This window comes from Dietzia sp. ANT_WB102 (assembly GCF_008369165.1).
Classification (GTDB): domain Bacteria; phylum Actinomycetota; class Actinomycetes; order Mycobacteriales; family Mycobacteriaceae; genus Dietzia.
This window is the reverse complement of sequence record NZ_VOBA01000002.1, coordinates 1-19,624: the sequence shown is the minus strand read 5'-3', so window position 1 is coordinate 19,624 and position 19,624 is coordinate 1. Positions and strand designations below refer to the sequence as shown.

Below are 19,624 nucleotides of genomic sequence, written 5' to 3'. Positions count from 1 at the left end.
TGAGGAACCGTCATAGAGTATCCGTCCCGCGGCCTGAGGTAGCGTCGCGGGCATGACGGACGAGTCGACGGACCCGCGGATACCACGGATACCCGTCTACCTGTTGGACCCCCGGCCCGTCGTGATCATCGGGACACTGGCGTGGACCTTGGCGCTGTTGACCTACATGCTCATGGACGACGTCGACATGCGCTCGATCATCCTGAGCGCGGTCGGAGTCGGCGTCGGAGCGGTCGGCACGATCGTCTACGCACTCCAGCGCCGGGCCGTACTACGCGGTAGCGCGGGTGCCCAGCAGGGGTTGGACTACGACCTGGAGTGACTGGTTCACGCCTCGCGCGTGCGCTCCCGGTCGGACGAGGTCTCGATGGTCGTGGGCTCCTCGGACGCGACCTCTCCGAGATCACTTTCCCCGGGAGTGCGTTCACTGTGCGTCCGGCTGTCGACGGTTGCGGACCGGGCGCGGGCGGAGGCGGCGAGTTGCTGGGGTAGGACCATTACGTCGACGGCCGCGTCGTCATATGCCTCGGCGACGGCGGGGGCGGTGTCCGGGGGGACCTCGACCTCACTGTGCGCGCCGCAGCCGTACTCGAGGTGGACGACCTGCCCGTCGGCGGAGAACTCGTTGGCGCAGACGCCGAACATCCCACCCAGTGCCCCTGCGACGGGCACCAGGAAGCCACAACTCCCACAGTGGCCCTTGGCGGCGCGGGCGATCTCGGCGTCGGGTCCACGCTCGGCCGACCAGCGATCGGCGGCGGCCGCTCGGCCCTCCCAACTCAGGTGCCTCGGGCGGCCCAGGCCGATCGGCCCCGCAGCGTCGTCCAGTTCGGCGTCACCGGTCAGTGTGTAGCCGGGGACGAGCCGATCGTCATCCTCGGGGGGCGGAAGCAGGTCGCCGGCACCGAGGTCGCCGGGCCGGATGCGTCGCTCCCACGGCACCCACTCGGGCGCGACCAGTGCGTCGGCGCCCGGCAAGAGCGCGATCTCGTCGACGGTCAGGTCACCGCCCGGCACGAGCGCGAGGACGCAGGCCCAATACCAGCCGCGGTAGCCGGGCAGCTCGGAGGTAAACCGGTGCGTGGTGGTGAACGCCGCCTCGACGACGCTGCCGAGGTGCCCACCGACCCCAGCGGAGGCGAACTCCTCGACTGCCGCCCGGGCCACGTCGACGCCGGAGGCCAGCTGCTCACGCAGCGCGTCGTCGAAATCCGACCCCTGATCCGTGCCTACCTCGGTGTTCACCCCTCCCATTATGCTCAACTCCGCCGGAAGGTCACGGTCCGCCCCGGCGTGCGGCATCCTGGTGACATGCGCAGCGCCCTCGGCCCGGTCGGTCCCCTCGTCGTGTCCCTCAGCCTCCTCGCTGGCCTCACGGCGTGTTCCTCAGACGACGGCAGCGCGACGTCTGCAACCACCACCGCCGGGACCTCACTGGCCTCCTCGAGCACCCCCACCGGTTCGATCGCCGGCAGTTCGGCCGGCCCCCGCGTGCCGGTCGGGCCATCGGACCCGCAACCCGTGCGTGGCTCGGTCGAGGTTCAGCGCACCCTGGCACACGACCCGGCACTGTTCACCCAGGGCCTACAGGTGGTGGGTGACGAGATTTACGAGTCGACCGGCCGGGTCGGCAGTTCCGTGGTCCAGCGTCGCCCGCTCGAGGGCGACGATCCCACGGTGACCGTCGACATGGCGGACGACGAGTTCGGCGAGGGGCTGGCCGTCACGCCCGAGACGCTGTGGACACTGACCTGGCAGAACGGCGTCGCCCACAACCGTGACCCGCGGACCCTCGAGGTGCGCTCGGTGGCGTCGTACGAGGGCGAGGGCTGGGGCCTGTGCTTCGACGGCGCGAGCCTTGTGATGAGCGACGGCTCCGACACCCTGACCTTCCGCGACCCCGTGACGTTCGAGCCGACCGGCACGGTGTCCGTAACCGCCGGGGGCACACCGGTCGAGCGACTCAACGAACTGGAGTGCGCGAACGGATCGGTCCTGGCCAACGTGTGGATGACTGACGAGATCGTCCGGATAGACCCCGCCACGGGTCAGGTCACGGCCATCTATGACGCCGCACAGCTCCAGCAACCGCGCCCCGGGGACCCGGATGCAGTACTCAACGGCATCGCGGCACTCCCGGGATCCGAGAATGTCCTTCTCACCGGCAAGCTGTGGCCGGCCATGTACGAGGTGCGCCTCGTTGGGTGAGCGCCCCTCGGGACCCGCCCGCCGAGTCGTCTCGTCCGCCGGGCGGGGCGTTCGCCGGATTTTCCACGCCGATGGCGCGGACCGCTCGGGGCTCGCCCCGCTCAGCTACGTCACCGTCGCCAACTTCGCCTGTGACGCGATCCTCGCGGTAGCCCTGGCCAACACCCTGTTCTTCTCGGCAGCGACCGCGGAGTCCAGGGCGAACGTGGCGTTGTACCTCCTGGTGACGGTGGCGCCGTTCGCGCTGATCGCTCCGGTCATCGGCCCCGCCCTGGACCGTTTACGTAGCGGCCGCAGGCTCACCGTCTCGCTGACGTTCACCCTGCGCGCGGTTCTCGCGGTCGTTCTCGCGCTCAACTTCGACTCGTGGCTCCTGTATCCACTGGCGCTGGGCATGCTCGTGTTGTCCAAGACGTTCGGCGTCGTCAAAGCGTCCATCACCCCGCACGTCCTGCCTCCTGCTCTCGATCTGGTCCGCACCAATTCCCGCCTGACCGTGCTGGGGCACGTCTGCGGGAGCCTGATCGCGGGGGCTACGGCCGGCGCGGTGGCGTGGGTGTGGAATTCGAACGCCGCCCTCTGGCTCCTCGCTGCTGTCGCACTTGTCGCGGCTTACGTCGCCATGACCATTCCGGCGCACGCCGAGGCATCGGCGGACGAGGAGTCCGCGACCCTGCGAATGGAGCGGGGACGGTCACTGACCAGCGGCCTCAGAGCAGTGCTCACGCGTCCACTGGGCAGGAACGTGCTGGCGAACCTGTGGGCGGTGTCGCTCGTGCGCTTCATGACCGGCTTCCTCACCCTGTTCCTGGCGTTCGTAGCCAAGGCCCAGGAGGACGCCTCCGCGATCGAGCAGGCGGGCCTCCTGGCGATCGCGGGCGCGGCGGGCGGCCTGGGTACCTTCGCCGGCAATGCCCTCGGCGCGCGACTCACACTTGGGCGTCCCGGACGGATCACCAGCACGGCTGCGGGCACAGCTCTGGCCACCGCCGTCGTCGCCGCGTTCCTCGGCACCATTTGGGTCGCGGCCGTCCTCGCCCTTGTCGCGGCGATGAGCAGCGCACTGGGCAAGGTGGCCCTCGACGCGTCGATCCAAACCGACATCCCGGATGCCGCACGCTCGTCGGCGTTCGGCCGGTCGGAGACAGCGCTGCAGGTGGCGTGGGTCTTCGGGGGCGCGCTCGGCGTCCTGTTGCCGCCCGATTTCACCGTGGGGTTCTCGGTGATCGCCGTGATCGGGGCTCTGATGTTCACTCAGTCGCAACTCACCGGTCGCGGGTCCACGCTCGTCCCCGGCCTCGGCGGCAACCGGCCACGCTTTCCGGGAGCGCCGCGCGACCCGGGTGCCGACGGCGAACACCCGCTCGGCAGAATGTAGGGGTGAGTTCCAGCAACGAGTCCCAGTCGACCGGTTCCCGAGTCCGCCCCGTCACCTGGGCGATCGCGGCGTGGATGGTCATCATGATCGCCGCGATCATCGGGGCCTGGCAGGGCTCGGAAGCCCGATACGGCGCGCTCCCAGAGGTCACCGTCGCCAGTGACCGCACCCAGGTGACGGTGCTGCCGTTCAACGCCACCGACCTGGACGGCAACACCTTCACCAACCCGGTGGGCACGTTCCGGGTACAGGACGAACACACACTCACGGTCCGCCTGCCGGGTGAACTGCGCGAATCGACAATGGACGTCTACGAGGTCCGAAGCGACGGGTCACGCGCCTACACGGTCGAACCGGGCGGTCCGGGCCAACTCCTGGTGCCCGTGGCCACTCCGGAAGAGGGCCGCATCGAGGGCCTGGCGATCCGCGCAGTGGCAATCGTCTACGCCCGGGACGGCTCGGAGTCGGTACTCAACGGTGAATGGTCCGTCGGCTTCACCTACGACGACTGAGCCGGAGTCACGCGTCCAGTTCACGGGCGACCGCCCGCAAAACCGACGCCACCCGCCCTGAGACCTTGTGATCCGGCCGGTGACCGCGCCGCAACTCGGGCTGGACGGTCGACTCGAGGACCTTGATCATGTCCTCGACCATCCCGTGCAGCTCGTCCGCCGAACGCCTCGACGCGCCCCGCGGGGTCCGCTCCTCGGCCATCGCCGGCTCATCGTGGACCACGACGCGGAGTGCCTGCGGGCCGCGACGCCCCGAGACCATGTCGAACTCCACGCGCTGGCGGGGGCGCAGAGTCTCCACACCCGCAGGGAGTGCGTCGGCGCGGACGTACACGTCCTCCCCGCCCTCCTGGGACAGGAAGCCGAAACCCTTTTCCGCGTCGTACCACTTGACCTTGCCGCTGGGCACCGCGAACCACCTTCCGAACCGGCCGCACGGACGCGACCGACAACCTCGACTGATGCCTCGAGAGTACCCGCGTCTGCGTTGGTGCCCACCGAGAGGCGAACGGTAGCCTTCCCGTGTGACCTCCGACGATCGACGTGCTGCCGACGACCCCTGGACGCCCGACGACTCCACGCACGCCCCCAGCGCGCCGCGACGCAGGGGCCTGTTCGTGACGGCGCTCGTCATCTTCGCGATCGGGGTGGTGTTCACGATCGCGGCCGCCTTGACCCCGTTCGCACTAGACCGCGATGCCCCCACGATCCTGTACTTGGGCGCGATGCTGTTCACCCCGGCCGGGTTCTTATTGGGACTGCTCTACGCCATCCTCGGCTCTCGCCCACCCAAGGTGTGAGCAACCACACCCCACGACGAACACACCAGGTAACGGGCCGATAACAACCGCTAGGCCACTCCTACACCGTCCTGATTTATCTCAGAATGGTGACGATCCCGCATCGGACCGCTACTGTTCCGTAACAGACTCGTCAGCGAGTCAGCATCGGACGTCCCTTCCGAACCCCGCCCAACGGCCGATGCGACTTTGACCATTACCCGGGCGGGGACGGGGGACCCGACAGGGCCCACGACGGGCCCGGCGACCGATGGTCGCCTTGGGGTGAAGCCGCCGCCGGCGGCCGGGCGCACTCGTCCGAATCCGACAGCTCACCCCGTAGGCACAGAGTGAAAAGGACTGACGCGTACATGACCTCTTACACCGGACGCCACCGTGCTGCCACCCCCTCCTCCGCGCCCAAGAACGCTGTGAAGGTCGTGCTCGCGGGCACCGCCTTCTCCGCTGCCGGCCTGGCGCTCGCGCCGGCCGCCAACGCGGCCCCCGACTCCGACTGGGACCGCCTGGCCCAGTGTGAGGCAGGCGGCAACTGGGGCATCAACACCGGCAACGGCTACCAGGGTGGCCTGCAGTTCTCGCCGAGCACCTGGGCCGCCTACGGCGGCACCCAGTACGCCCCGACGGCCGACAAGGCCTCGCGTGAGCAGCAGATTGCGATCGCCGAGAAGACCCTGGCCGGCCAGGGCTGGGGCGCCTGGCCCGCCTGCTCGGCCAAGCTGGGCCTGAACTCCGCGCCGACCCCGCGCGACCTGTCCAACCCGGCCCCGCGCGCCCACGCCGAGGTCGCGCAGGCCACCCCGGCACCGGTCACCGCCGCCGAGCACGTCGCGACACTGTCCTCCTTCGCCGAGGGCCGCGGCATCGCCCTGCCGATCACCGACGGCTACGAGGCCAACCGGGACGCCGTGGACGCCGCGTACGCCAGCAACAAGGGTCTGGTGGACGACTTCTTCGCCACCTACCTGGCCAACTGACGCGCCACCCGAAGGTCCGGTCGAGCAGACCACGAGAAAGGGCCGCCACTCCTACGGGGAGTGGCGGCCCTTTCTCGTCGCGCGGAAGAGCGCGCTCAGCGGGTCCGGTTGACCACTGTCTCCGGGTGGAGATAACCCAGCCGTTCCTGCGGTAGTGGGAAGGTCTCCTGCCCGAAGGGCGACAGTCCGCCCGCGACGAGCGCGGCGAGTTCGGTCACCGGGTGCTCGCCGAACGACGGGTCCGGCCATCCGGGGTTGTCATGGGTCAGATTCTTCTTGGCATCCACGTAACCAGTGTCTCACTTCCGGCGCGCCCCGTCAGCAAGAGGGTCGGAAGCGGCCCGGACGGTTCTCATGGACGTCACGACGTCACTAGGCTGGGACGGATCATGTCGACCTCCCGAGCCACCGCCCGCCGCACAGACGGCGATGAACCGGACTTCCCCGCCTGGCTGGCCGGGTTGTCCGATGACTCGCTCGTCCGCGTGTGCGAGTTGCGCCCGGACGTGGCCACCCCTCCCCCTGCCTCCATCGACGTCCTCGCGTCCAGGCTGCGACTGCCTGCGTCGACCGCCCGCGCGATAGGCACATTGACGTGGCCGGAGCTCCTAGTCCTGGCCACCGCCGCCGCAGCGGGGGCCGATTCCGGCGCGGTACCGCTGAGCGCGGTGTCCGGCCGGTTGGGAGTCACCGACGACGCGCCCGCCTTTCATTGCGCCGTCACCCGCCTTCGTGACCTCGCCCTGCTGTGGGGCGGTGTGGGGCGTGTCCGGATGGTGCCCGTCACCGCGGTGGCCGTCCGGTCCGCCCCGGTCGTGGCGCCGCACCCCGGCGAGCCCGTCGGTAGCGACCTCGATGCCGCCTGGAGCGGCCTGTCCAGTCCGGCGGTCGGGGTGCTGGAGGCGATCGCCCGCGGCCGCACCCCCGTCGGTGCACTCGGTGCCGGCGCGTCCGAGTCGGTGCGGGCCGCCGCGACCGAGCTGGCCGGTGCGGGGCTCGCCGAGCTCACCGGTGGGGACGACGGCGAGGTGGTCGTCCCTCGCGCCCACGCACTGGACCGGGCCCGTCACGGCGTGCGGGGCGACGGATCATCGCTGCTCCACGCCCCTGCGTGGGCCGCCCCGCGGGCCGGGTCCGGCTCGGACGTGGCGGGCCGGATCGACGCCTCCGGCGGCGTGGCGGCCCTTGAGCTGTTGCACCGCTGCGACTCGGTCCTTGCCGCGCTGTCGATCACCCCGGCCGCCACCCTCAAGGCTGGCGGTGTCGGGGTGCGTGAACTCAGGCGGGTGGCCCGCGCGGCCGGCCTCGCCGACGGCGAACTGCCCCTGCTTCTCGAGGCCCTCGCGGCCGCCGGCCTCATCGCGGTCGGAGACACCGATGTCGGCGACGTAGCCTACGACTCAGTGTGGGCACCCACCGAGGCCGCCGACGTATGGTCCGCCCGCGAACCCGCTCGCCGCTGGGCCGAGCTCGTCTTGGCGTGGTGGTCGATGCCCCGCACGGCGTGGCGGGTCGGGGCCGAGCTCGAGGGCGGCGGCACCCTCCCGGCCCTGTCCGATCCGGTCGGCCCGCCAGGACCGACCGAACGGGGCCGGGTCCTGAGCGCGCTGGCAGCACTCGATCCGGCGGCCGAACCAGACGAGGCACTGTTGACCGAGGTGGTGCGCTGGTCCTCGCCGGTGTGGTTCTCACGCGCCGGCTCTCGGCCGGTCTCGGAGACCGTGGCGGAGGCGCGCCGGATGGGACTCGTCGTCGGGACCACCGCCACCAGCGCCGCCAGAACCCTGGTCGGCGACCGCCGCGCGCCCACGGCCGACGCTCCCACTCACGGTGGCACCCCCGCCCCGGGCGTCGACGACCTCGAACCGGTCCTGGTCGCCGCCCTCCCCGATCCGGTCTCCGAGGTGATCGTGCAGGCCGACCTGACGATCCTCGCCCCCGGCCCGCTAGTACCGGAGCTCGCCGCCGAGTTCATGCTCCTGGCCGACGTCGAGTCAGCTGGAGCCGCCACCACCTTCCGCGTCACCGAGACATCGCTGCGCCGCGCCCTCGACGCCGGGCGCACGGCGGCGGGGATCAGGGACCTGCTCACCCGCACCTCGATCACCCCAGTCCCCCAGTCGCTGGACTACCTCATCGAGGACGTGGCGCGGCGACACGGTCGGCTGCGGGTGGGGACCGCCCTGTCCTTCGTCCGATGCGACGACCCGTCGCTGGTGGCGCAGGTCCTCGGCTCCCCGGTGGCCGAGGACTGCGCCCTGCGCACCGTCGCACCGACCGTTCTCATCTCCCAGGCTCGCCCGCTGGACCTGGTGGAGGCCCTGCGCGCGCACGGGTTCTCACCGGTCGTGGAGGACACGACCGGAGCCGTCGTCGCGCTATCTCGGCCGGCGGCCCGCGTTCGGGAGAGCCACATCACCCGCCCGCCCCGAATCCCCACTCGCGCGGCCACCCCCGCCGAGCTGCGGGCGGCGGTCGGCGCGATGCGCTCAGCCGATCGGGTGCGCTCGGCGCGAGGTGCCTCCGGGGGCGCATACACCGGCGAGGCCGCCATCGCCCGCCTGCACGATGCCGCGAGCACGGGCACCGCCGTCACCGTGTCGGTCGTCGACGCCCAGGGCCGGTCCACCTCCCGACTGCTCGTGCCGGCGTCCGTAGCGGGAGGCCGTATCGAGGGGATCGAACCGGATTCCGCCGAGCCTGTCACCCTTCCGCTGCACCGGGTGATCTCCGTCTCCGATGTGGACCCGACCCGCTGACCCGGATTCCTGGACAATGGAGGGTCGGGCCCATGCGGGTCCGGTGAACACCCCGAGGAGGGCCTAAGTGAGTGGTGGACCACTGATCGTCCAGTCAGACAAAACCGTGCTGCTGGAGATCGACCACGAGCAGGCGAACGACGCGCGCCAGGCTCTTGCCCCTTTCGCTGAGCTGGAGCGCGCCCCCGAGCACGTCCACACCTACCGGATCACCCCACTGGCACTGTGGAACGCCCGGGCCGCCGGACACGACGCCGAGCAGGTCGTCGACGTGCTGGTCTCCTACTCCCGCTTCCCCGTCCCGCAGCCGCTGCTGGTGGACATCGCCGAGACCATGGCCCGCTACGGCCGGCTACAGCTGGTCAAGAGCCCGGTCCACGGGCTCACCCTCGTATCGATGGATGCGGCCGTGCTCGCCGAGGTCAAGCGGCACAAGAAGATCGCCCCCATGCTCGGCGCCGACATCGACACCGACACCGTCGTGGTGCACCCGTCCGAGCGCGGCCGCCTCAAGCAGGAGTTGCTCAAGGTGGGCTGGCCCGCCGATGACCTGGCCGGGTACGTCGACGGTGAGGCCCACGACATCGACCTGTCCACTGAGGAGGAGGATTGGGAGCTGCGCGACTACCAGCAGATGGCGGCTGACTCGTTCTGGGCGGGCGGTTCAGGCGTCGTCGTGCTGCCCTGCGGCGCCGGCAAGACGATGGTCGGTGCGGCCGCGATGGCCAAGGCCAAGGCGACGACGCTCATCCTGGTGACCAACACCGTCGCCGGCCGGCAGTGGAAGCGCGAACTGCTGGCCCGCACCACGCTGACCGAAGACGAGATCGGCGAGTACTCCGGCGAGCGCAAGGAGATTCGCCCGGTCACCATCGCCACGTACCAGGTCGTCACCCGCAAGACCAAGGGCGTTCACCGGGCGCTGGAGCTGTTCGACTCCCGCGACTGGGGGCTGATGATCTACGACGAGGTGCACCTGCTGCCCGCACCGGTGTTCCGCATGACCGCTGACCTGCAGTCCCGGCGCCGGCTCGGGCTCACGGCCACCCTCGTGCGCGAAGACGGGCGCGAGGGCGACGTCTTCTCCCTCATCGGCCCCAAGCGGTACGACGCCCCGTGGAAGGACATCGAGGCACAGGGCTGGATCGCCCCCGCCGACTGCGTTGAGGTCCGGGTGACGCTGACCGAGAACGAGCGGATGCTCTACGCCACTGCCGAGGCGGAGGACAAGTACAAGCTGTGCTCGACTGCACGGACCAAGATTCCGGTGGTCAAGAGGATCCTCGACAGACACGCCGGCGCCCCGACCCTAGTGATCGGCGCCTACCTCGATCAACTCGATGAGCTCGGCGCCGAACTCGACGCGCCCGTCATCCAGGGCTCCACCTCCACCAAGGAGCGGGAGAAGCTCTTCAACGCCTTCCGTGCTGGCGAGATCTCCACGCTCGTGGTGTCCAAGGTCGCCAACTTCTCGATCGACCTGCCGGAGGCCAGTGTCGCCGTGCAGGTGTCGGGCACGTTCGGCTCACGGCAGGAGGAGGCTCAGCGACTCGGCCGCCTGCTGCGGCCCAAGCACGACGGCGGTCAGGCGCATTTCTACTCGGTGGTGTCCCGCGACACCCTCGACGCCGAGTACGCCGCGCACCGGCAGCGCTTCCTCGCCGAGCAGGGCTACGCCTACCGGATCGTCGACGCCGACGACCTGCTGGGGCCGTCGATCCCCGAGGTCGACTGAGCCTGGGATACTGGGCCCATGGCCGCCGATCGCACCCCCCGCGCCCCACACGAGCAGTACCGACTCGCCGACATCCCCGTCGACGACGCCTGGGTCCGCAAGAACAACGAGAGCCTGGCCGAGGTGAGGCGGCTGCAGTGGTCTGCGGGCATCCTGGGGGTGATCGTGCTCGCCGCCGGCGTGGGTCTGCTCGTCTACTCGGGCTTCGAGCCCTGGTCCTGGATCGTTGCCGTGATGGCGGGTGTCTTCGCGATCGGCTGCCTGACGATGATCGGATACATCCCCCGCAAGATGGGGTCGATGCAGCGCACCTACTCCACATCCGAGCTGGTCCCGGCCATCATCGCCGAGGTGCGGCCCCGCGGCGTCACCCTCCTGGCGCTGGTCGACCGGGCCGTCGATCGCTCCGCCGGCAAGCTACCCGCACTCGTCGCCCGGGCCTGCGGGCCGATCCCGGGCCACGAAGCCAAGGTCGGCGAGCGCGTCCCCTGTGTGGCTGTGGTCGGTAACCGCAGCGCCCGAGGCCGCGACAACCTGTACCAGTTCATCTCCCCCATGCCCGTCGCGTGGGCGACCTCCGACAAGGCGGCCCTGCGCCGACTCGAGAGGCAGATCCCCTCCGGCGAGTGGGAGCGGGTGCGACAGAACCTCGACCGAGTGAAGGACGTCACGGCCGTACCGACGAGTCTGCTCCCCCTCGACTGACCAACCCGCGCTTCCACTCCGGACCGCCCGCCCGCCCAGCACCAGAGTTCATCCCCGTTGCGAGAGGACCTCCGTGGCGTGCCGCATCAGCGCGCCCAACCGCATGCGCTCCGGGCAGCTCACCGGCACGCCGAGCTCAACGAGCGGATCGGCGGTCACCGGGCCCACACATAGCGCTACCACCGGGCCACGCAGCGCCGCGAGGAGTTCGTCGTAGACGCCGGTCGCCCGGGCTCGCTCCAGCACCGACACGACCGCCGGCGCGGAGGTGAACGTCACGCCGTCCACCTCGCACGCGGCAACAGCTCGCACCAATTCATCGATCGCGTCGAGGTTTTCGGGAAGCTCCCAGCGGTAGATCGGCAACTCCACCAGGTCCGCACCGGCTGCGCGTAGCCCGTCGAGTAGCGGGCCCATGGGATTCCATTCCGACCCGGTGCCCTGCACCTGGACTCCCACCGTGAGTCCGTCGACTCCCCGCGCCAGCAGCATCTCCAACAGCTCCGGGCTGGCCTCGCTGGCCGCCGCGGCGTACTCGCGGAGTCCGGCCGCCCGAAGCGCCCCGGTGACCTTGGGCCCACGCGAGTACAGCGGGATCTGATCCATCAGGGCAAGGACGTTGCCTCGGACGCCCCAGACCTCGCAGATCTCCAGCCACCAGCGCACCCCGGCCGCGGTCGTGAGCACCATGAGGTCCGCGGGTGCGGCGAGCAGTCGTTCCGTGGCCGCCCGTACCAGCTGATCCTCGGCGAGGTGAATCGTACGGATCGCCGGGGCGTGCAGCACCTGCGCGCCCCGGCGCTCCAGGATCGTGCGCTGCTCCTCGGCGCGCCGAGCCGCGGTCACAGCCACGGTACGTCCACGCAGCGGCAGGTCGGTGTGGCTGCCGGGGCTGACGTCGGCGTTCTCATCATCTGACACTCCTCCATGATGGCCGAGGCGGGATCCCGACGCCGCCTCGGCGCCCAACTCGCCGGAGCGAGCGCCACCGATTCGGGGGCGCCGGGCACCCGCCACGTACCCGGGCAGCTGGGTAATCTAAGCCTCGGCCCCCGCGGTCGCCGCGAGGCGCACGTCGTCGCTAGTGACGCGGGCCTGAACCGCCGTTAACTGGTCGAAAGGATCCCCGCCGTGCCGTTCCCCCTGGATGTTCCCGAGTCCGAGCTTCGACGGCGACGGAGCGAGAAGTGGCGGGCATATCCGGAGGACGTCCTCCCGCTGTTCGTGGCTGAGACTGACGTCTTGCTCGCGCCGGCCATCCGGGATCGCCTCGCCGCTGCGGTGGCCGACGGTGACACCGGGTACTTCGCCGAGATCGAGCGATTGGCCGGGGTGTGCGCGCGGTACTACTCGCGGTTCGGTTATGACGTGCCGGAGGACGCGGTGGTGCCGGTCAACGACGTCGGCGTGGGTGTGCGGGAGTCCCTCGCCCGGACCGTCCCGGCCGGGAGTGGTGTGGTGTACACGCCGCCGGTGTACATGCCGTTCGGGCCGTGGATCCGGCGAGTGGGGATGACGCCGGTCGCGGTGCCGCTACTCGACCACGACGGCGAGGACCCGCGTCTGGACCTGGCGGGCATCGAGCGGGCGCTGGCCGACGGGGCCCGGGCCGTGCTGTTGAGTCATCCGCACAACCCCACTGGAGTCGTCCATTCCCGGGCCGAGTTGGCTGAGCTGGCCGAGCTGGCTGTGCGGTACGAGGCCGTGGTGATCTCCGACGAGATCTGGGCGCCGCTGACCCTGCCCGGGGTCGAGTTCTCCTCATTCCTGACTGCCTCCGACGCCGCATGCGAGGTGGGGCTCGCAGTGTCATCGGCGTCCAAGGCTTTTAACCTCGCCGGGCTCAAGTGCGCGTTCGTGGTCAATGGCAACCCGGAGCGGTTCGAGGTGCGCCGCTCCGCGTTGTCGGGCGCAGTGGGGCACTTCGGGGCGCTGGCTGCGGAGGCCGCGCTCGTGGATTCGCTGGACTGGCTTGAGCAGATGCGGGCGGCGCTCGCGTCGAACCTCGACCTCATTGAGAAACTGCTGACCGAGCACCTCCCGCTCGCCCGGTGGCGTCGCCCCGATGCGGGCTTCGTCGCGTGGATCGACCTGCGTGGCTACCCGGGCCTCGGCAACAACCCGGCCAAGCTATTCCTTGACGAGGGCCGCGTGGCGCTGAGCCCGGGCCCGGCCTTCGGTTCCGAGGGCGAGGGCTTCGCCCGCGTGAATTTCGCATGCTCCGAGGAACTCCTCACCGAGGCTTTCGTCCGGATGGGCCGAGTCGCTGCCGAGCGCGGCTGACTGCGGCCGAGAGCTGAGCATCGTCTTCTGGCACTGGGACGTCCCAGTCGAGACGCAGCGTCGTTTACTCGATTTCGCTGCTCGCACATGAGCGTGGAGTCACCCTGTGCAGCGTTGTCGCATGACCGTTCCCCCTCATCGGTGACGCAACGACTCCGCGCCCTAATCCCGCCGATTCGGGCCGTCTCTCTCCCCCCTCCCCCTGGGGGGCCACTACGCCGCACAGTCGGAAAACCCCGAATGCGCGAACGGCGGCCGTCCCGTGGCCCGGGACGACCGCCGTGTGAGCGGGAGTGCGGGGATTAGCCCTGCTCAGCCGCCAGCTTCTGCAGCGACTCGGTGGGCGCGAAGCGCTCGCCGTACTTGGCGGCCAACTCCTCCGCGCGGGCGACGAATCCCTTGTAGCCCGTGGCGACCTTGGCGCCCGGTTCGGAGTAGTTCTTGGCGAACTGGCGGGTGCCTCCGGTCCACGCCGGGAAGCCGATGCCGATGATGGAGCCGATGTTGGCATCCGCATCGTGCTCGATCACACCCTCGTCGACGCACTTCTGCGTCTCGAGAACTTCGGCAAAGATCATGCGATCGACGAGGTCTTGCAGCGGCGGGGCGTTGTCCGGTGAGGTGGAGAAGGCCTCGCGCAGCCCGGGCCACAGGCCGGTGCGCTTGCCGTCTTCGTAATCGTAGAATCCGGCACCGGCGGCGCGGCCGGACCGCTTGATCTCCTCGACCATCTTGAGCACCACGCGGTCGGATGAGCTGGGCACGTACTCCTTACCAGCGGCCTCCTCTGCCTCGCGGGTGGCCTGACGGATCTTGACCATCAGGTTGAGGTTGAGCTCGTCCGACAGCTGCAGCGGGGCAGCCGGGTAGCCGGCGATGCGCCCGGCCTGCTCGATAGTGGCCGGCTCGATGCCCTCGTCGAGCATCCCGATCGCCTCGTTGACGAACGTGCCGATTACTCGCGAGGTGTAGAAGCCGCGCGAGTCATTGACGACGATCGGGATCTTGCGGATAGCCAGCGTGAGGTCGATGGCCTTGGCAAGTGTCTCCGGGGTGGTCTTGTCCCCCTTGATGATCTCCACCAGCTGCATCTTGTCGACCGGCGAGAAGAAGTGCACGCCGATGAAGTCCTCGGGACGCTGGACGCCCGTTGCCAGATCGGTGATCGGCAGGGTCGAGGTGTTGGAGCCGAGCAGCGCGTCGGGGGCGACGATGCCCTCGATCTCCTGGAATACCTTCTTCTTCAGTTCGGGAGACTCGAAAACCGCCTCGATCACCGTGTCGCAGCCGGCCAGGTCCTGCGGATCGGCGGTCGGGGTGATTCGAGCCAGCAGAGCGTCGGACTTGTCCTGCGTGGTCCGGCCCCGCTCGAGCGCCTTGGCCTCGAGCTTCTCCGAGTAGGCCTTACCCTTCTCTGCGCCGGCCAACTCGACGTCCTTGAGTACGACCTCCATGCCGGCCTTGGCGCACACGTAGGCGATGCCGGCGCCCATCATGCCGGCGCCCAGGACGCCAACCTTCTTGAACTCGGTCTTCGGGATCTCGGAGCCGTCGGCTGCCTTGGGCCGGGCACCACCGGAGGAGAGATGCTGCATGTCAAAGAAGAACGCCTGGATCATGTTCTTCGCGATCGGCCCGGTGACGAGCGAGACGAAGTAGCGGGCCTCGATTTGCTCGGCGGTGGCGAAGTCGACCTGCGAACCTTCGACGGCCGCAGCCATGATCGCGCGCGGCGCCGGGGAGGGCGCACCCTTGGTCTGCTTGCGCATGTTGGCCGGGAACGACGGCAGGACGGCCGCGACGGAACGATCGTCGACGGTGCCGCCGGGCAGCTTCCAGCCCTTGCGATCCCACGGCTGCGAGGCCTCAGGATCACTCTTGAGCCACGCCTTGGCGGCGTCGATGAGCTTCTCCGGCTCGACCACCTCGTCGACCAGGCCGATCTCGAGCGCCTTGGCCGGGGCGAAGGACTTACCCGACATGAGGATGTTGGGCACAGCGTGGGCCAGTCCGAACATGCGGACGGTGCGCACGATGCCGCCGCCACCGGGCAGCAGGCCCAGGGTGACCTCGGGCAGGCCGACCTTGGCACCGCGGGCGTCGGCCATCACGCGGTGGTGGCAGGCCAGAGCCAGCTCGAGGCCGCCACCCAGGGCAGCGCCGTTGAGTGCAGCCACGACCGGGACGCCGCAGGTCTCGAGCGCACGCATGCGGCCCTTGATGCTCATGGAGCGCTCGAACAGCTCCTCGGCCTGGTCGGGGCCGGCTTTAATCATGGACTTGAGGTCGCCGCCGCCGAAGAAGCTCTTCTTGGCTGACGTCAGCACGACGCCCTTGATGGACTCCTTCTCCGCCTCGATGCGGTCGACGGTGGCAGCGAAGTCGTCGATGAACCGCGCGTTCATCGTGTTGGCGCCGTGGTCGGGGTCATCCATGGTGAGGGTGACGATGCCGTCGCCGTCCTGCTCCCACCGGAACATGTTGTCGCTCACTTGTTTCTCTACTCCTATGGCTGTGGTGTCGGCGGGGGTCAGACGCGTTCGATGATGGTGGCCACGCCCATGCCGCCACCCACACAGAGGGTGATGAGGGCGCGCTTGCCGCCGGTCCGTTCGAGCTCGTCGAGCACGGTGCCGGTGATCATCGCGCCGGTCGCGCCGAGGGGGTGGCCCATGGCGATGGCGCCGCCGTTGACGTTGAGCTTCTCGTCGGGGATGTTCATGTCCTTCTGGAAGCGCAGCACGACGGAGGCGAAAGCTTCGTTGAGCTCCCACAGGTCGATGTCGTCGGCCGTGAGGCCGGCGGTGGCGAGCGCCTTCTTGGCGGCCGGGGTCGGCCCGGTGAGCATGATGGTGGTGTCGGCGCCGGAGGTCGCGGCCGCCACGACGCGGGCGCGTGGGGTCATACCCATCTCCTGGCCAGCCTTTTCCGAGCCGACGACCACGAGTGCGGCGCCGTCAACGATGCCGGACGAGTTGCCGCCGTGGTGGACGTGGTTGATCTTCTCGACCCAGTGGTACTTCTGCAGTGCCACGGCGTCGAAACCGCCCATCTCGCCGGCCATCGCGAAGGATGGCTTGAGGCCCGCCAGCGCCTCGACGGTGGTCCCGGGTCGCATGTGCTCATCGCGGTCGAGGATGGTCACGCCGTTGATGTCCTTGACGGGCACGACCGACTTGGCGAACCGTCCCTCTTCCCATGCCTGCGCGGCGAGGCGCTGTGAGCGCTCGGCGTAGCGATCGACGTCCTCGCGAGTGAAGCCTTCGAGGGTGGCGATGAGGTCGGCCCCGATGCCCTGGGGCGAGAAGTAGGTGTCGTAGTTGGTGGCGGGGTCCAGCGCCCACGCGCCGCCGTCGGTGCCCATGGGCACGCGGGACATGGACTCGACACCGCCGGCGATGACGACCTCGTCCCATCCGGAGCGAATCTTCTGGGCCGCCATGTTGATGGAGGTGAGGCCGGAGGCGCAGAACCGGTTGATCTGCACACCTGCGACGGTGTCCGGCATGCCGGCGGCGAGGGCAGCGATGCGGGGTAGGTCCATCCCCTGGTCGCCGAGGGGCGTGACGATTCCCAGGATGATGTCAGAGATGCGGTTCTCGTCGAGATCGGGGAAGCGCTGGCGGGTCTCCTCGATGAGACCGACCACCAGGTCGATCGGCTTGACGCCGTGAAGGGCGCCCCCGGGCTTGCCTTTGCCCCGGGGCGTCCGGATGGCGTCGTAGATGAATGCCTCGGTCATGGGTGGTCCACGGCCTTTCTCTGGGCGGAACTGATACGTGTTCCTCCTCAGGTTACGTGGTGAGGAGCCATTCGGCGGAGTATGGTCCGCTTCGATGCGGGCGCGTCCATTCCTCACGGATGGCACAGTAGGTTGCGTGACCGCGAACCACGCCGTATCTCCTGCCCTGGCCGAACTCGCTGACGTGTGCGGTGTGGCGACGAACTACGTGGACGCCCATGGCGTCCGTCGCGAGGTGTCTGCCTCGACACTGCGCGCGGTGCTCGCCGCTATGGGGGTCGGGGTCGGGGTCGGTGGCGACGACGACGAGGTGGGCGCCGCCGAACGCGCGGCACTAGATGCTCTGCGCATCCGTCCTTGGAAGCGTGTGCTGCCACCGACGCTGGTGTCGCGGCAGGGCACCGCCATCGGGTGCCCGGTGCACGTCCCGCGCGGCGCCATCGTGGACGTGTCGGTCCGTCTCGAGGGCACGGATGTGCCGCTGGTATTGCTCCCCCTCGATGAGCCCCGGGTCGCACGCGAGGTCGACGGATTGCCGATGGAACGGGTGACCCTGGAGATACCCGATACCGTGCCTGCCGGATGGCATTGCGTGACCGCCGTGGTGGAAGCCTCGGACAGCGAACCGCTGTCCAGTGAGTGCACCCTACTGGTCTATCCCCCGACCATTCCGATTCCGGCGGGCCTTGACGAGCGCCGCGCCGTCGGATTGGCCGCACAGATTTACCAGGTCCGGTCGGAGCGGTCGTGGGGCGTGGGCGATTTGGCCGATCTCGGAGAACTCGCCGGGTGGGCCGGCCGCGAGCTCGGAGCAGACTTTGTGTTGGTCAACCCGATGCACGCTGGTGAGCCGTTTGTCCCGGTGGGCCCATCGCCTTATCTACCCACGTCGCGGCGGTTTGCATCCCCGCTGTATCTGCGTCCTGAGCTGGTGCCTGAGTACGCGGAGTTGTCCCGCGCCGATAGGCAGCGTGTGGACGAGCTAGCTCGAACCGCTGCAGCAGCGAACTGTGCGGACACGATCGATCGTGACAATTCTTGGGCAGCGAAACTCGAAGCGTTGCGGATTCTGTTCGCGGTCCCACTATCCCGCTCCCGGGGCGAGTGTTTCGATAGTTTCGTCGAGGGGCAGCAGCCGGGGATCCTGGGGTTCGCCACATGGTGTGCGTTGGCTGGTGAGTACGGACCTGACTGGTCGGTGTGGCCGGAGGACCTGAGGGATCCGGAGTCAGAGGCAGTCGCCCGTTACGCTCGCGATCACCCTGAGGAGATCCGCTTCCACCAGTGGCTGCAGTGGCTGGTATCCGAGCAGCGAAGCCATGCGCAGCAGGACGCCGTCGGTGCGGGGATGCGCCTCGGGATAGTGCATGACCTGGCGGTAGGTGTCCATCCGACCGGTGCTGACGCCTGGTCACTGAGCAATTCTTTGGCGCGTGGTGTTTCGGTGGGCGCCCCGCCGGATGTCTACAACCAGCGGGGGCAGGACTGGTCGCAGCCTCCCTTACGTCCCGATGCGTTGGCGGAGGAGGGTTATCGCCCCTTTCGCGACATCGTTCGTGCTGCGCTGCGGGACTCGGGCGGAATCAGGATCGATCACATTCTCGGACTGTTCCGACTCTGGTGGATTCCGCAGGGATCGGCACCCACAGCGGGTACGTATGTTCACTACGACCACGAGGCCATGCTTGGCGTCCTCGCCCTTGAGGCGTCACGTGCCGGGGCGGTAGTGGTGGGCGAGGACCTGGGTACGGTAGCCCCCGGGGTTCGCGGAACTTTGTCTGACCTAGGGATCCTGGGGACGTCTGTCATGTGGTTCGAGCAGGCGAACGACGCCCCGATCTCGCCCGAGAATTACCGCCGACTGTGTATGGCGTCGGTGACGACGCATGATCTTCCGCCCACGGCCGGTTACGCCGAGTTGGTTCATGTGGATATCCGAGAGGAGCTCGGTCAGCTGGTGGGCGACGTCGATGATGAGCGTCGAGGCGCAGCGGCCGAGGTTGACGCGTTCACTGCCGCGGTGCGTGAGCGGGGTCTGCTCGAGGGGGGTTCGCCGGAGGATCTGGTGGTGGCTCTGCATCGGTTTGTGGCCGGGTCTTCGTCCTTGCTGTTCGCGGTCTCGGTGGCGGACCTGGTGGGCGATCGCCGGCCGGTGAACGTCCCGGGCACGTCTGATGAGTATCCGAACTGGCGCGTGCCTTTGTCTGGGCCGGCCGGTGATGTGGTGGGGATGGAGCAGTTGCGTGGCTCGGGTTTGGCGCGTCGTGTGATGGGGGCGGCGGGGTGTGGTCAGGTGTGATGGTGGGGTGGCCCGCGGGTGTGCCCCGGAGGTTTGCCGGCGGGTGGGTTAGGAAATGACGAGAGCCCCGAATCACCGCGTGGGTGGTTCGGGGCTCTCGTGTGAAGTTGTGTTCGGCGGTGTCCTACTCTCCCACACCCTCTCGAGTGCAGTACCATCGGCGCTGGCAGGCTTAGCTTCCGGGTTCGGAATGGGACCGGGCGTTTCCCTGCCGCTATGGCCGCCGTAA

17 protein-coding genes, 1 rRNA gene and 1 riboswitch are annotated in these 19,624 nt (G+C 69.1%); of the genes, 11 read left to right on the top strand and 7 right to left on the bottom strand.

The window, feature by feature from the left end:
* Positions 1–52: 52 nt before the first annotated feature.
* Positions 53–322 carry a DUF2530 domain-containing protein gene (locus FQ137_RS11765; RefSeq protein ID WP_149292831.1) on the top strand — a complete coding sequence of 90 codons (270 nt, stop codon included), beginning with the start codon at positions 53–55 and terminating at the stop codon, positions 320–322.
* A gap of 5 nt (positions 323–327) precedes the next feature.
* Here FQ137_RS11765 and FQ137_RS11760 read toward each other — a convergent pair whose 3' ends face one another.
* Positions 328–1,254 (bottom strand): DUF3027 domain-containing protein, encoded by a 927-nt coding sequence (locus FQ137_RS11760; RefSeq protein ID WP_149292830.1) that lies wholly within the window; start codon positions 1,252–1,254, stop codon positions 328–330.
* 57 nt (positions 1,255–1,311) lie between these two features.
* Between FQ137_RS11760 and FQ137_RS11755 the strand changes: the two genes are divergently transcribed.
* From FQ137_RS11755 to FQ137_RS11745, 3 genes are read left to right on the top strand one after another with little or no spacing between them, the layout of a single operon-like run.
* A complete protein-coding gene (locus tag FQ137_RS11755) occupies positions 1,312–2,208 on the top strand; it encodes a glutaminyl-peptide cyclotransferase (protein ID WP_149292829.1) in 897 nt (298 codons plus the stop codon).
* Positions 2,201–3,586: an MFS transporter gene (locus tag FQ137_RS11750; RefSeq protein WP_255584192.1), complete on the top strand. Its 1,386-nt coding sequence runs from the start codon at positions 2,201–2,203 to the stop codon at positions 3,584–3,586. The genes FQ137_RS11755 and FQ137_RS11750 overlap by 8 nt, the downstream gene beginning before the upstream one ends.
* A gap of 2 nt (positions 3,587–3,588) precedes the next feature.
* A complete protein-coding gene (locus tag FQ137_RS11745; RefSeq protein ID WP_149292827.1) occupies positions 3,589–4,098 on the top strand; it encodes a DUF2771 family protein in 510 nt (169 codons plus the stop codon).
* A gap of 7 nt (positions 4,099–4,105) precedes the next feature.
* On the opposite strand, the gene FQ137_RS15640 is transcribed toward FQ137_RS11745, so the two are convergent.
* On the bottom strand, positions 4,106–4,507 hold the full coding sequence (locus FQ137_RS15640; protein WP_149292826.1) for a cold-shock protein: 402 nt from the start codon (positions 4,505–4,507) through the stop codon (positions 4,106–4,108).
* Positions 4,508–4,622: 115 nt separating this feature from the next.
* Here FQ137_RS15640 and FQ137_RS11735 point away from each other — a divergent pair, with 115 nt between their 5' ends.
* Both FQ137_RS11735 and FQ137_RS11730 read left to right on the top strand, forming a co-directional pair.
* Positions 4,623–4,898, top strand: coding sequence for a hypothetical protein (locus FQ137_RS11735; protein WP_188065004.1), 276 nt, complete (start codon positions 4,623–4,625; stop codon positions 4,896–4,898).
* 181 nt (positions 4,899–5,079) lie between these two features.
* Positions 5,080–5,237, top strand: a riboswitch (cyclic di-AMP (ydaO/yuaA leader).
* A gap of 11 nt (positions 5,238–5,248) precedes the next feature.
* Positions 5,249–5,872, top strand: a complete 624-nt coding sequence (locus FQ137_RS11730) for a resuscitation-promoting factor Rpf1 domain-containing protein (protein ID WP_149292825.1) — start codon at positions 5,249–5,251, stop codon at positions 5,870–5,872.
* A 95-nt stretch (positions 5,873–5,967) separates the two neighbouring features.
* On the opposite strand, the gene FQ137_RS11725 is transcribed toward FQ137_RS11730, so the two are convergent.
* The gene (locus FQ137_RS11725; RefSeq protein ID WP_149292824.1) at positions 5,968–6,159 is read right to left on the bottom strand and encodes a hypothetical protein; all 192 of its coding nucleotides are present in this window, start codon (positions 6,157–6,159) and stop codon (positions 5,968–5,970) included.
* A 102-nt stretch (positions 6,160–6,261) separates the two neighbouring features.
* Here FQ137_RS11725 and FQ137_RS11720 point away from each other — a divergent pair, with 102 nt between their 5' ends.
* The 3 genes from FQ137_RS11720 (at position 6,262) to FQ137_RS11710 (ending at position 11,071) form a co-directional block, all read left to right on the top strand.
* Positions 6,262–8,631, top strand: a complete 2,370-nt coding sequence (locus tag FQ137_RS11720; RefSeq protein WP_149292823.1) for a helicase-associated domain-containing protein — start codon at positions 6,262–6,264, stop codon at positions 8,629–8,631.
* A 67-nt stretch (positions 8,632–8,698) separates the two neighbouring features.
* Positions 8,699–10,366 (top strand): DNA repair helicase XPB, encoded by a 1,668-nt coding sequence (locus tag FQ137_RS11715; protein ID WP_149292822.1) that lies wholly within the window; start codon positions 8,699–8,701, stop codon positions 10,364–10,366.
* A gap of 18 nt (positions 10,367–10,384) precedes the next feature.
* The gene (locus FQ137_RS11710) at positions 10,385–11,071 is read left to right on the top strand and encodes a DUF3239 domain-containing protein (RefSeq protein WP_149292821.1); all 687 of its coding nucleotides are present in this window, start codon (positions 10,385–10,387) and stop codon (positions 11,069–11,071) included.
* Between the two features lie 48 nt (positions 11,072–11,119).
* On the opposite strand, the gene FQ137_RS11705 is transcribed toward FQ137_RS11710, so the two are convergent.
* Positions 11,120–11,992, bottom strand: a complete 873-nt coding sequence (locus FQ137_RS11705) for a uroporphyrinogen-III synthase (protein WP_188065002.1) — start codon at positions 11,990–11,992, stop codon at positions 11,120–11,122.
* Positions 11,993–12,202: 210 nt separating this feature from the next.
* Here FQ137_RS11705 and FQ137_RS11700 point away from each other — a divergent pair, with 210 nt between their 5' ends.
* Positions 12,203–13,354: a MalY/PatB family protein gene (locus FQ137_RS11700; RefSeq protein WP_149292819.1), complete on the top strand. Its 1,152-nt coding sequence runs from the start codon at positions 12,203–12,205 to the stop codon at positions 13,352–13,354.
* Between the two features lie 302 nt (positions 13,355–13,656).
* Here the strand turns inward: FQ137_RS11700 and FQ137_RS11695 are convergent, their stop codons facing one another.
* Together FQ137_RS11695 and FQ137_RS11690 are read right to left on the bottom strand one after the other, a co-directional pair.
* The gene (locus FQ137_RS11695) at positions 13,657–15,846 is read right to left on the bottom strand and encodes a 3-hydroxyacyl-CoA dehydrogenase NAD-binding domain-containing protein (protein WP_149292818.1); all 2,190 of its coding nucleotides are present in this window, start codon (positions 15,844–15,846) and stop codon (positions 13,657–13,659) included.
* A 38-nt stretch (positions 15,847–15,884) separates the two neighbouring features.
* Positions 15,885–17,096 (bottom strand): acetyl-CoA C-acetyltransferase, encoded by a 1,212-nt coding sequence (locus tag FQ137_RS11690; RefSeq protein WP_149292817.1) that lies wholly within the window; start codon positions 17,094–17,096, stop codon positions 15,885–15,887.
* Positions 17,097–17,232: 136 nt separating this feature from the next.
* Here FQ137_RS11690 and malQ point away from each other — a divergent pair, with 136 nt between their 5' ends.
* A complete protein-coding gene (gene malQ / locus FQ137_RS11685) occupies positions 17,233–19,395 on the top strand; it encodes a 4-alpha-glucanotransferase (RefSeq protein ID WP_255584186.1) in 2,163 nt (720 codons plus the stop codon).
* 111 nt (positions 19,396–19,506) lie between these two features.
* Here malQ and rrf read toward each other — a convergent pair.
* Positions 19,507–19,623 (bottom strand): 5S ribosomal RNA (rrf, locus tag FQ137_RS11680).
* Position 19,624: the final 1 nt, after the last annotated feature.